Source organism: Halomonas lysinitropha (assembly GCF_902500215.1).
Lineage (GTDB): Bacteria > Pseudomonadota > Gammaproteobacteria > Pseudomonadales > Halomonadaceae > Halomonas > Halomonas lysinitropha.
This window is the reverse complement of sequence record NZ_CABVOU010000027.1, coordinates 522,454-534,965: the sequence shown is the minus strand read 5'-3', so window position 1 is coordinate 534,965 and position 12,512 is coordinate 522,454. Positions and strand designations below refer to the sequence as shown.

The 12,512-nt window shown below is 66.8% G+C and carries 11 protein-coding genes; 4 read left to right on the top strand and 7 right to left on the bottom strand.

From position 1 onward, the window contains the following. Positions 1–15 precede the first annotated feature (15 nt). The 4 genes from HALO32_RS06980 to HALO32_RS06965 are packed head-to-tail and all read left to right on the top strand — an operon-like array spanning position 16 to position 3,375. Positions 16–936, top strand: a complete 921-nt coding sequence (locus HALO32_RS06980; protein WP_151443038.1) for a branched-chain amino acid ABC transporter permease — start codon at positions 16–18, stop codon at positions 934–936. Next, on the top strand, positions 929–1,957 hold the full coding sequence (locus HALO32_RS06975) for a branched-chain amino acid ABC transporter permease (protein WP_151443037.1): 1,029 nt from the start codon (positions 929–931) through the stop codon (positions 1,955–1,957). Before HALO32_RS06980 ends, HALO32_RS06975 begins: the two co-directional genes overlap by 8 nt. After that, positions 1,950–2,693 carry an ABC transporter ATP-binding protein gene (locus HALO32_RS06970; protein ID WP_151443036.1) on the top strand — a complete coding sequence of 248 codons (744 nt, stop codon included), beginning with the start codon at positions 1,950–1,952 and terminating at the stop codon, positions 2,691–2,693. Before HALO32_RS06975 ends, HALO32_RS06970 begins: the two co-directional genes overlap by 8 nt. 1 nt (position 2,694) lies before the next feature. Beyond that, positions 2,695–3,375, top strand: coding sequence for an ABC transporter ATP-binding protein (locus tag HALO32_RS06965; protein WP_151443035.1), 681 nt, complete (start codon positions 2,695–2,697; stop codon positions 3,373–3,375). A gap of 15 nt (positions 3,376–3,390) precedes the next feature. Here the strand turns inward: HALO32_RS06965 and HALO32_RS06960 are convergent, their stop codons facing one another. The 7 genes from HALO32_RS06960 to hslO all read right to left on the bottom strand — a co-directional run bounded on the left by HALO32_RS06960 (position 3,391) and on the right by hslO (position 12,488). Next, positions 3,391–4,275, bottom strand: a complete 885-nt coding sequence (locus HALO32_RS06960; RefSeq protein WP_151443034.1) for an alpha/beta hydrolase — start codon at positions 4,273–4,275, stop codon at positions 3,391–3,393. A gap of 8 nt (positions 4,276–4,283) precedes the next feature. After that, complete coding sequence (locus HALO32_RS06955) at positions 4,284–4,820, bottom strand: disulfide bond formation protein B (protein WP_151443033.1); 537 nt, start codon at positions 4,818–4,820, stop codon at positions 4,284–4,286. Continuing rightward, complete coding sequence (gene gshA / locus HALO32_RS06950; protein WP_192576462.1) at positions 4,817–6,439, bottom strand: glutamate--cysteine ligase; 1,623 nt, start codon at positions 6,437–6,439, stop codon at positions 4,817–4,819. The genes HALO32_RS06955 and gshA overlap by 4 nt, the downstream gene beginning before the upstream one ends. Positions 6,440–6,523: 84 nt before the next feature. Then, positions 6,524–8,881 (bottom strand): Tex family protein, encoded by a 2,358-nt coding sequence (locus HALO32_RS06945; protein WP_151443031.1) that lies wholly within the window; start codon positions 8,879–8,881, stop codon positions 6,524–6,526. Between the two features lie 256 nt (positions 8,882–9,137). Beyond that, entirely contained in the window at positions 9,138–9,635 is a 498-nt protein-coding gene (gene msrB, locus HALO32_RS06940; protein WP_151443030.1) for a peptide-methionine (R)-S-oxide reductase MsrB, read from the bottom strand. 139 nt (positions 9,636–9,774) lie between these two features. Then, entirely contained in the window at positions 9,775–11,343 is a 1,569-nt protein-coding gene (locus HALO32_RS06935) for a phosphoenolpyruvate carboxykinase (protein WP_151443029.1), read from the bottom strand. A 269-nt stretch (positions 11,344–11,612) separates the two neighbouring features. After that, positions 11,613–12,488: an Hsp33 family molecular chaperone HslO gene (gene hslO / locus HALO32_RS06930; RefSeq protein WP_151443028.1), complete on the bottom strand. Its 876-nt coding sequence runs from the start codon at positions 12,486–12,488 to the stop codon at positions 11,613–11,615. Positions 12,489–12,512 lie beyond the last annotated feature (24 nt).

Genomic DNA, 12,512 nt, shown 5'->3' with positions numbered 1-12,512 from the left:
TAAAGGCTACCTGACGTGTCCGTTACCCTGCTGATCGAGCAACTGATCAACGGCCTGCAGCTCGGTACCATGCTGTTCCTAATGGCCAGCGGCCTGACCCTGGTCTTCGGGGTCATGGGCTTGATCAACCTGGCACACGGCTCCTTCTACATGGTCGGGGCCTATGTCACCGCCTTGACGAGCGTCTCGACCGGCTCCTTCCCGCTGGGCCTGGCCGCCGGCGTGCTGGCGGCCGCCGCAGCCGGTGCCATCGTCGAACTGCTGGTGATACGTCGCCTCTACGGGCGTTCTCACCTCGACCAGGTCCTGGCCACCTTCGCGCTGATCCTGATCTTCTCCGAAGGCACCCGCTGGCTGTTCGGCTCCTCACCGCTGTGGCTCAGCCCGCCCGAGGCGCTGTCCGGGTCAGTGGCACTGCCCGGCGGCTCGCGCTATCCCGTCTATCGGCTGGTGATCATCGCCGTGGGGGTGGTGGTCGCCGCCGGCCTCTATCTGCTGATCGCGCATACCCGGCTGGGCATGCGCATCCGCGCCGGCGAGAGCGACCGCGAGATAATCGGCGCCCTGGGGGTCAACATCCGGCGGCTCTATACCCTGGTATTCGCCCTGGGCGCCGCCCTGGCGGGCCTGGCCGGATCCCTGGTCGGCGCCCTGCAGTCGGTGCAGGTGGGCATGGGCGAGCCGGTGCTGATCCTGGCCTTCGTGGTGATCGTGATCGGCGGCATCGGCTCGATCAAGGGTGCCCTGCTCGGCGCCCTGCTGGTCGGCATGGTGGATACCCTGGGCCGGGTCTTCCTGCCCGCGCTGTTCGGCCAGTTCATGAGCCCCTCGGACGCCGCCGGTGCCGGGACCGCCCTGGCCGCCATGCTGATCTACATCCTCATGGCGGTGATTCTCGCCTTCAAACCAAAGGGACTCTTTGCCGCGCATGACTAGGCCCCCTTCGACGACCGCTCCCACCGCGGGTCCACCCAGCGGGAGCCACTGGCTGAATCGCCGGCGGCTGGTAGAGGTTGCACTGCTGGCATTGATGCTGCTGGCTCCCGTCGCCGCCCACCTGCTGGGCGAAATCTACTACGTCAACCTCGCCTCCCGGGTCGCCCTGGTGGCCATGGCCGCCGTGGGGCTGAACCTGGCCATCGGCTTCGGTGGCATGATCAGCTTCGGCCATGCCGCCTACTTCGGCCTGGGCGGCTATGTCGCCGGCATCAGCGCCCACCATGCGTTCGAGGGCAGCCTGGTGATGGGCCTGCCCGGCAGCGACAACATGCTGGTGATCTGGCTGGCGGCCGTGCTGCTCTGCGGCCTGCTCGCTCTGGCGATCGGTGCCATCTCGCTGCGCACCACCGGCGTCTACTTCATCATGATCACCCTGGCCTTCGCCCAGATGGCCTACTACTTCGCCAACTCCTGGCCCGACTATGGCGGCGAGGATGGCCTGCCGATCTACCTGCGCAACGCTCTGCCCGGCATCGATACCAACCACGCCCTGAGTTTCTTCCTGATCTGTTTCACGGCGCTGGTGCTCTCCCTGGCGCTCACCTCGCGACTGATGAGGTCCCGCTTCGGGGCCGCCCTGACCATGGCGCGGCTCAACGAGACCCGCCTGGCCACCGCCGGCATCTCGCCCTTTCCGATCCGGCTGGTGGCCTTCGTCATCTCGGCGATGATTACCGGCCTGGCCGGAGCCCTCTACGCGGACCTGAACGGCTTCGTCAGCCCCTCCATGCTCAGTTGGCACTTCTCCGGCGAGCTGATGGTGATCGTCATCCTGGGAGGCGTCGGCCGCCTCTATGGGCCCCTCGCCGGGGCCATCCTCTTCGTGATGATGGAGACCCTGCTGGGCGGGCTGACCGAATACTGGCAGTTCTTCCTCGGCCTGGTACTGCTGGGCGTGGTGCTGTTCGCCAAGCAGGGCGTGATCGGCTGGCTGGCCGGGAGAGAGCACCATGGGTGAGAGCGTGCTGTCGATGTCCGGCCTGCACAAGCGCTTCGGCGCCCTGCAGGCTACCCACGACGTGTCGCTGGACCTGAAGGCCGGCGAGATCCATGCCCTGATCGGGCCCAACGGCGCCGGCAAGTCGACCCTGATCGCCCAGATCGCCGGAAGCCTGAGGCCCGATGCCGGAAAGATTCACCTGGGGGCGCGCGACATCACCGCCCTGGGGGTCGCCCGTCGGGCCCGCCTCGGCCTGGGCCGCAGCTTCCAGGTCTCTTGCCTGGCCGAGCCCCTCAGCGTGCTGCGTAACGTGATGATCGGCGCCCAGGCGCTGCAGGGGCACAGTTTCCGCTTCTGGCAGCCGGTCGATCGTGATCCGAGCCTGCTGGCCCCTGCCCGCGCGGCCCTGGAGCGTATGCACCTCGTCCACCGTGCCGACACGCCGGTGGCGGAACTCTCCCACGGCGAGCGCCGCCAGGTGGAGGTGGCCTGTGCACTGGTGCTGAAACCCCGCGCCCTGCTGCTGGACGAACCCATGGCCGGACTCGGCCCCGAGGGGACGGCACGGCTGACCGAACTGCTCGAGACCCTGAAACACGAAGTCCCCATCCTGCTGATCGAGCATGACATGGACGCGGTGTTCCGGCTGGCGGATCGCATCTCCGTGCTGGTGGCGGGCAGCGTCATCGCCCATGGCGACAGCGAGGCCATCCGCCGCGATCCACGCGTCCGCGACGCCTATCTGGGAGACTGAGATGCTCGACATCACCGATATCGAGACTTTCTACGGGCCGTCCCAGGCGCTGTTCGGCGTCAGCCTGCACGTCGGGGCGGGCGAGATGGTGGCGCTCATGGGGCGCAACGGCATGGGCAAGACCACCACCATCCGCTCGCTGTTCGGGCTGACGCCGGCGCATCGCGGACGCATCACCTTCGAGTCGCGGGATCTGCGGCGTCTGCCGGCCTACCGCATCGCCCAGTGCGGCCTGGGGCTGGTGCCGGAAGGACGGCGCTGCTTTCCCAACCTCTCGGTGCGCGAGAACCTGATGGTCACCGCCCGTCCCGGCCCCTGGAGCCGGGAACGGGTCGAGGCCCTCTTTCCTCAGCTGGCCGAGCGGCGACGCCAGATGGCGGCCACCCTCTCCGGCGGCGAGCAGCAGATGCTGGCCATCGGCCGCGCCCTGATGACCAACCCCCGCCTGATGGTGCTCGATGAAGCGACCGAGGGCCTGGCCCCGGTGATCCGGCAGGAGATCTGGTCGGCATTGCGGCTGATCAAGGCGCAGGGCCAGTCGACCCTGATCGTCGACAAGTCGCTGGGTGAGCTACTGCCGGTGGTCGACCACTGCACCATCCTGGAGAAGGGGCGCACGGCCTGGACGGGGCCGCCCGAGGCCCTGGATGCCGGCATCCGCGACCGCTATCTGGGTGTATAGGGGGGGCTGAGGCGCTTAGGAATGCAAGGCGGTGATCCAGTCGACGAAGCGACCACCGGGGCGATAGTGCTCGAGAAGCGTGAAGTGGTCATCGCCTTCCAGCACGGCCGATTCGACGCCGATGCCCAGTCCGCGCAGGTGCTCGGCGTAGGCCTGCATCTGGCGCGCGAACTCGCTGGACTCCTCCCCGCCGGCGACCAGCCGCACTTCGGCCGGGACATGGCAGGGCTGGAGAATCGGACTGTAGTCGCTCACGTCACGGCCGGTGAGTTGGAGCTTGGGCTGCAGCCAGGACCAGGGGAAGGGCGCCAGGTCATACAGGCCGCTGACGCACAGCGCTCCCCTGATCAGATCCTGGGGCAGGCCATAGGGGCCTTCCCAGTCGGTGGCCAGCAGCATGGCGCAGAGGTGCCCGCCGGCGGAATGGCCCGAGACGCTGAGTTGGCGCGGGTCAACACCCAATGACGCCGCGTTGCGATAGACCCACGCCAGCGCCGCCCGGGCCTGGCGTACCACCTCGCCGAACGCCACCGCGGGGCAGAGGGCGTAGTTGACCACCGCCACCGTGATCCCCGACGCTACCAGGCCATCCACCACGAAGCCGAACTCCTTGTGGCTGAGCGAGCGCCAGTAGCCGCCGTGGAAGAAGAGGTGACAGGGAGCAGGCTTGCCCTCCTCTCTCCCCTCCGCTCTCTCTTCCCCCCTGCCCTCGGCATGGAAGAGATCCAGGCACTCGGCAAGCGTCGGCCCGTAGGGCAGATCGAGTGTCGTCCGATGGTGTGCTCGGGAGGCCTCGCTTCGCCGCCGCCACGCCTCGAGCAGGACCGCCGGATCGCGCCCCCGCATGGGGTCGTAGGCGCGGTCGATCTCTTCCTGGGTTGCCAGGTCACGATAGAGCACGGACCTGCCTAGCCCTGCCAGCGATAGCCGCGGCGCGGGCGGTTGGCTGCCAGCAGCAGGCCCAGCGGGGCCAGGGCGAGCACCAGGAAGCCGGCCAGGGTCCAGCCGGGCAGCGAGATGCCGAGCAGCAGGAAGTCGATCTCGGCGCATTCCCCGGAGCCGGAGAGCACCTGGGCCAAGACCTGCTGCAGGGGCAGGATCTCCATCATGTAGTCAAGCCCCGGTCCGCAGGTCGGAACCTCGTCGGCGGGCAGCGATTGCAGCCACAGGTGACGACCCGCCACGGCGATGCCCCCCCCAACGGCGGCCAGCGACAGCAGACCATAGAGCACCGCCCCCACGCGCCCGACGGGGTCATGGATCGCGGCGACAAGGAACACCGCCGCAGCGGCCAGCACGGCCACCCGCTGAAAGATGCACAGCGGGCAGGGTTCCAGCCCCACGAGGTGCTCGAGCCCCAGGGCCACGGCCATCATCAGCGCACAGAAGGCCAGGCCCGCGAGGCTCCAGTCGCGGACGGAAAGGCGCCGCAGGTCATCGATCATGAGGTTTCTCCGGTCTGTAGCGGCGTGACAGTTCGCACCTCACGGGCACGCTCGAAGTAGCGGGCCAGGAAGGCGTCGAAGTCCTCGGTTTCCAGCGCTTCCAGGTCATCCTGCTGCATCCGGGAGCTCGTCACCAGTTCGTCGAAAAGTGCCGCCCGGGCCGGGTCCATGGGCGTATCGCGGAAGTCCTGCGCCTGTTGCCGGGCGAGGCTCAGCATGAGCTCGACGAAGGATTCGCCGCTCGACTCCAGGCGTGCCAGCAGACGGGCGGAGGGCGTCAGCGCAGGATCGCCGAGCCGCGGCGACAGGGCCGCCAATGCCTCACCATGGGGCTCGCCCTCTTCCAGGCGGTCAAGCAGCTGCGCCACTGCACCCATCTCGGCGACGATCTCACCGCCCCAGTCGGCGATGGAACGGTGGTGACCATCCTGCAGCAGGCGCAGCGCCGGATCCCGGCCGCGCTCGACCACCAGGCGGCGATTGTCGTCCAGCCGGTCGCACTCGTCGTCGGGGATCCAGGGGCTGTCGCTGAGCAGGCACCACATCAGGAAAGTGTCGATGAAGCGAATCTGTGGCTCGTCCACCCCCAGCGGCAGAAAGGGGTTGAGGTCCAGGCAGCGTACCTCGATATACTCCACGCCGCGGGCCTCCAGCGCCTGGCTGGGGGTCTCGTCGTGACGCGTCACCCGCTTGGGGCGGATGTCGCTGTAGTACTCGTTCTCGATCTGCAGGATGTTGGCGTTGAGCTGGCGCCACTCGTCGCCCTCCTTGACGCCCAGCCTCTGGTAATCCTGCCAGGGCGTAGCGATGGCGTGGCGCAGAGTATTGACGTAGTTGGAGAGTGAGTTGAAGCAGATCTTCAACTGCTCCTGGACCTTGTTCTGGTAGCCCAGGTCCGACATGCGCAGGCTGGTGGCATGGCGCGACACCAGGGTGTCTTCGTCGTGACGCTGAAGCTTCTCGGGCAGTTCGCCACTCGGCAGGAAGCTGCGATCCAGCGCCGACGATGCCCCGAAAAGATAGAGCAGCAGCCAGCTGTGACGGCGGAAGTTGCGGATCAGGCCGAAGTAGCGCGCCGAGCGATAGTCACGAAGCGGGGTGTCCACGTCGTCCTCGAGTTCGCGCAGCAGCAGCCAGAGGTCGTCGGGCAGCGAAACATTGTAGTGAACGCCGGCGATGGACTGCATGATCCGTCCGTAACGCAGGTCCAGCCCCTTGCGATAAACGCGCTTCATGAGGCCCACGTTGGAGGAACCATAATCGGCGATGGGTACGCTGTCGTTACCCGCCAGCCGCGACGGCATGCTGGCCGGCCAGATCAGTTCATCGTCCAGTTTGCGATAGCTGAAGCGATGCAGGTCGGCGAGAAAGGCCATGGCATCACCCGGCCGACAATAGATCGGGGTGATGTACTCCAGCAGCGCCTCGGAGTAGTCGGTGGTGATATGCGGGTGGGTCAGCTTCGAGCCCAGTGCGGCGGGATGCGGAGTGGCAGCGATACGTCCCTCGCCGTCGACCCGCAAGCCTTCCTTTTCGATGCCGCGGCGCAGGCGCCCGACCCGCCCCTGGTCGGCCAGGGCCTTGAGTCGATCGATACGGCTGGTGAGCGATTCGGACAAGATGGTCACCCCATATATGGAAAAGCGGGCGCCATGGCGCCCGGCAAACGTCAGATTATGGTGCCGCCTGGCGGCGCTTCAAGCTCAGCGATCCTTCCTTGCCTGCAGCAGGGCCGCCCCCAGGGCACCCATCTGGCCTTCCGGCTCGGCCGCCTTGTTACCGCGGCCGGCCTTGCCGGACCCTTGTCCCTTGGCTTTGCCGCTGCCCCGGCGCGGCGCATCGCCGCTCCTGTCACCACCTGGGTCATCAGGCTGATCATCGAGGCGCATGGTGAGGCCGATGCGCGAGCGCGCGAGGTCCACGCTCATGACCTTGACCCGCACGATATCACCGGCCTTGACCACCGTGCGCGGGTCCTCGATGAACTTCTCGGAAAGCGCCGAGATGTGCACCAGGCCATCCTGATGCACACCGATGTCGACGAAGGCACCGAAGTGGGTGACGTTGGTCACACTGCCCTCGAGGATCATGCCGGGCTCGAGGTCCTTGAGGGTCTCGACCCCTTCGCGGAACTCGGCCGCCTTGAATTCGGGGCGCGGATCACGGCCCGGCTTGTCGAGCTCGGCGAGGATATCGGTGACCGTGGGCACGCCGAAGCGCTCGTCGGCGAACTCGGCGGGCTTGAGCGACCTGAGGGTGGCGCTGTCACCGATCAGCCCGGCCAGCGGACGCCCGCTGCGCTGGGCGATTCGCTCCACCAGCGGATAGGCCTCGGGGTGCACGGCGCTGGCGTCCAGCGGATTATCCCCCTTCATGATGCGCAGGAAGCCGGCGCACTGCTCGAAGGTCTTCGGCCCGAGACGGCTCACGTCGAGCAGCGCCCGACGACTGGTGAAGGCGCCCTCGGTGTTGCGCCGCGCGACGATGTTGTCGGCCAGCGTTGCATTGAGGCCGGCGACCCGCGAGAGCAGTGCGCTCGATGCGGTATTGAGGTCCACCCCCACGGCGTTCACGCAGTCCTCGATCACCGCCTCCAGGCTCCGGGAGAGCTGTAGCTGAGAGACATCGTGCTGGTACTGGCCCACGCCGATGGACTTGGGCTCGATCTTGACCAGCTCAGCCAGCGGGTCTTGCAGCCGTCGGGCGATGGAGACCGCCCCGCGGATGGTGACGTCGAGATCCGGCAGCTCCCGCGAGGCGTACGCCGAGGCGGAGTAGACCGAAGCACCCGCTTCGCTGACCATTACCTTGGCGAGTGGGCGCTTGCCAGCCATTCGTTTCACCAGGTCGCCGACGAGCCTGTCGGTCTCGCGGCTGGCGGTGCCGTTGCCGACGGCGATCAGGGCCACATCGTGCCTTTCGACAAGCCTTGCCAGTTCTGCAAGTGCTTCATCCCAGCGCTTCTGCGGCGCGTGGGGATAGATAGTAGCGTGCTGCAGGAACTGGCCGGTGGCATCCACCACCGCCACCTTGCAGCCGGTGCGCAGGCCCGGGTCGATGGCCAGGGTCGCCTTCTGGCCCGCCGGCGCGGCCAGCAGCAGGTCCTTGAGGTTGGCTGCGAACACTTCGATGGCCTCGAGCTCCGCGCGCTCGCGCAGCCGTCCCATCAGTTCGGTCTCCAGGTGGGTATAGAGCTTGACCCGCCAGGTCCAGCGCACCACCTCGGCGAGCCAACGGTCGGCGGGGCGGCCCTGGTCGCTGACCGAGAAATGCTTGGCAATGGCCACCTGGGCCGGATGGAGCGGAGCCTCCTCCTCACCGGGCAGGCGCAGGGTCAGTGCCAGCACGCCCTCGTTGCGGCCGCGGAACATCGCCAGCGCCCGATGGGAGGGCGCCTTCGAGAGAGTCTCGTCGTGCTCGAAGTAGTCGGAGAACTTGGCGCCCTCCTGCTCCTTGCCGGCGATCACCCGGGAGGAGAGCTCGCCCTCGCGCCACAGCCGTTCGCGAAGCCTCCCGACCAGTTCGGGGTCCTCGGCGAAACGCTCCATGAGGATTTGCTTGGCGCCGTCCAGGGCGGACTTGGCATCCTCGACGGCAGGGATGTCGCCCTCGGCAGCGCGAAGGTAGCTGGCCGCCTCGGCCTCCGGCGCGAGGCTCGGGTCGCCCAGCAGGGCGTCGGCCAGCGGCTCGAGCCCGGCCTCCCGGGCGATCTGTGCCTTGGTGCGCCGCTTCTTCTTGTAGGGCAGGTAGAGATCTTCCAGGCGCTGCTTGGTGTCCGCGGCGCGGATGCTGGCGGCGAGCGCGTCGCTGAGCTTGCCCTGTTCGTCGATGGCGGCGAGCACCGCCGCACGGCGCTCCTCCAGCTCACGCAGGTAGGCGAGGCGCTCGTGGAGCTGGCGCAGTTGGATGTCGTCGAGCTCCCCGGTGACTTCCTTGCGATAGCGGGCGATGAAGGGAACGGTAGCCCCGCCGTCGAGCAGTTCCACCGTTGCCTTGACCTGCGGCGGGCGAACGGAGAGCTCCTCGGCGAGGCGGCGGATGATCTTGTCGTGTGCGTCCATGAAATCCTTGGTAATCAAACGTCCAGACGATCGCGACAAGGTATCATAAACGCCATCAAGGCGCCGCCAGGTCCATTACAGATAGCTTTATCGCTCGAGGCTGATCCGGCGACAAGCCCCGGAGTGCCGGACCATCGAGGAGGCGCTGTGAATACTTCCCTGTACGCTACCGATGCCATCCATGGCATAGGACCTCCTCTTCGGCTTGCCCCCGGCGCCTCTCCCTATGCGTAACTGATAGCCTTGGGGATGCCGTCTACGCTGGCACGAAGGTCAGCGCCAGACCGTTGTTGCACCAGCGCAGACCGGTGGGCTCGGGGCCGTCGTCGAAGACGTGGCCCTGATGACCGCCGCAGCGCGCGCAGTGGTATTCGGTGCGCGGGAAGACCAGGAAGTAGTCGACGCTGGTCAGCAGGTGCCCCTCGACGTGCTCGAAGAAGCTCGGCCAGCCGGTTCCGGAGTCATATTTCATGGCACTGGTGAACAGCAACAGGTCGCAGCCGGCACAGTGGTACTCGCCTTCGCGGGTCTCCTTGTCCAGGGGGCTCGAAAAGGCCGGCTCGGTGCCCTCCTCGCGCAGGATCTCGAACTCCTCCTCGCTCAGTCGCTCCCGCCACTCGGTCTCGGAAAGCTCCAGCGTCTCGAGCCCCTCGGCACGCGTCAGGTCAGGCTTGGGCCTGGCTGCGGCCAGGCCCGGTAGCAGCCCGACAAGGCTGCCGGCCCCCAACACGCCAAGAAAATGCCGTCGTTTCATGGTCTCTCTCCGTTGGTGATCAGACCTGGGCACCCGCCTTTCCCCTGTAGATGACATCAAGACGCAAGCGGGGGAAGGAACGGCGTCCTTCCCCCGGTCAGACCGTCGATACCGCCGACGGTTCGCTGTCGTGACGCACTCAGGTCAGGCTGGGGCCCGCCTTGACGATCGCCTGGTTGACGCCCTCGAACTTCTTGAAGTTGTCGACAAACTTGGCGGCCAGTTCCTGGCACTTTCGGTCGTAGGCGGTCTTGTCTTCCCAGGTTTCGCGCGGATCAAGGAGACGGGAGTCGACGCCCGGCACGGCGGTGGGCACGGCCAGGTTCAGGCCCTTCACCTCGCGCGTCTTGACGTCGCGCAGCACGCCGGACTGGATGGCGCTGATGATGGCGCGGGTGGTGGGAATCGAGAAGCGCGCGCCGCCCTCGCCGTAGGCGCCTCCGGTCCAGCCGGTGTTGACCAGGTAGACCTGAGCGTCCTTCTCGGCCACACGCTTGATCAGCAGTTCGGCGTATTCGCGGGCCGGCCGCGGGAAGAAGGGCGCGCCGAAGCAGGTGGAGAAGGTCGCCTCGAGGCCAGCGGAGGATCCCATCTCGGTGGAGCCCACCTTGGCGGTGTAGCCGGAGAGAAAGTGGTAGGCAGCGGCTTCCTTGGAGAGCACGGAAACCGGCGGCAGCACGCCGGACATATCGCAGGTCAGGAAGACGATGGCATTGGGCTCGCCGGCGCGGTTCTCGGGCACGCGCTTCTCGACGTGCTCCAGCGGGTAGGCGGCACGTGAGTTCTGCGTCAGGCTGCCATCGGCGTAGTCCGGCTCGCGGCGGTCGTCGAGGACCACGTTCTCCAGCACGGTGCCGAACCTGATGGCCTGCCAGATGATCGGCTCGTTCTTCTCGGAGAGATCGATGCACTTGGCGTAGCAACCGCCCTCGATGTTGAAGACGGTGCCCGGCCCCCAGCCATGCTCGTCGTCACCGATCAGGTAGCGGGCCGGGTCGGCGGAGAGGGTCGTCTTGCCGGTACCGGACAGGCCGAAGAACAGGGTGGTCTCGCCATCCTCGCCGACGTTGGCACTGCAGTGCATGGGCAGCACGTCGGCGTCGGGTAGCAGGAAGTTCTGCACCGAGAACATCGCCTTCTTCATCTCGCCGGCGTAGCGCATGCCGGCGATCAGCACCTTCTTCTGGGCAAAGTTGAGGATCACGCAACCGTCGGCATTGGTGCCGTCCCGGGCCGGATCGCACTCGAAGAAGGGGGCATTGAGGATGGTCCACTCGTCCTTCACGGACGGATTGTAAGCCTCGGGACGCACGAACATGGTGCGGCCGAAGAGGCCGTGCCAGGCGGTCTGGGTGGTGACACGCACCGGCAGATAATGGTCCGGATCACTCCCTACATGGAGTTCGGATACATAGTGCTCATCGCGGGCCAGGTAGGCCTCGACACGGGCCCAGAGTGCATCGAACTTGTCGGCGTCGAAGGGGCGGTTGACGCTGCCCCAGTCGATCTGGCCACTGGTGCTCGACTCGTCGACAATGAAGCGGTCCTTGGGCGAACGGCCGGTGCGCTCGCCGGTATTCACCACCAGGGCGCCGTTGGCGGCCAGGCGCCCTTCCCCGTTGGCCACTGCCCGCTCGATCAGCTCGGCACTGCAGAGGTTGACGTGGGAAATGGCGGCTTGCTGGGGGGCGGCTTGAGTCGTGGTCATGTCGTGTCCTGGGCCTTGCGGCCGCTTCTCTCTCGTGTGCCGGGCGTCGGTGACGCAACGTGGTTCATGCCATGATCGCCGTGTGCGGGTCGTTCCCGTCTGGTGCAGGGCGATTGGACCGGAAAAAACGGCGCCATTATGGCAAAAACCCGGCCGCCGGGAAACGCCGTTATTGGGCGAAGATCATGTAGTTTTACTACTACATCGACGCCGTTCAGTACCGCTCACCCGAAAACGCATGCTGCCTTGCAGCACTCGACACGACGCTCTCAGTGCAGCGTCGGTGCCGGTTCCTCGGGGTCATCGAGCAGCCCCTCGACCTCCGCCACCGAGAAATGGTAGCGGGTATGGCAGAAGTGGCACTGCGTCTCGATGCCGCCCTGCTCGGCCAGCACGTCGCGCAACTCCTGCTTGCCCAGGTTCAGCAGCGCGGAGGCGATGCGCTCGCGTGAACAGGTGCAGGCGAAATGCAGGGCCTTGGGGTCGAAGACCCGCACCGTCTCCTCATGGTAAAGCCGGCGCAGCACCTCGAGCGGCTCGAGACCGAGCAGTTCCGCGTCTTTCACGGTATCGGCCAGATGCACGGTGCGCGCCCAGGCATCGGCATCCTGATTGCGGGACTCGTCGGGCAGGCGCTGCAACAGCAGGCCGGCGGCACGCTGGCCGTCGGCGGCCAACCACAGCCGTGTCGGCAGCTGCTCGGACTGGGCGAAGTAGGCGGCCAGGCAGCCGGCCAGGCTGTCGTGCTCCAGGGCCACGATGCCCTGATAGCGATGGCCACCGGCGGGGTCGAGAGTGATCATGATCTTGCCCTCCCCCACCAGTTCGCGAAAGCCGGTGTCTTCGCCGGGAATCACGGCATCCTCGGCCAGGCGAGCGATGGCGCGCAGCTCGCCGCCGGGGTTGGATTCGGCCATCAGCAGGGCGAGCGCCCCCTGGCCGCGTACCTCGATGCTCAGGGTGCCATCGAGCTTGACGGTGTCGGTGAGCAGGGCCACCGCGGCGAGCAACTCGCCGAGCAGATGGTTCACCGCGGGAGGATACTCGTGGCGTTCGAGCACCTCGCCGTAAGCGCGCTCGAGGGTGACGAGCTCCCCGCGCACGTTGGTGTTGTCGAAAAGGAAACGCTGAATCTGGTCGGTCATAGGGAATCTGTGAGTCGTGAGGAG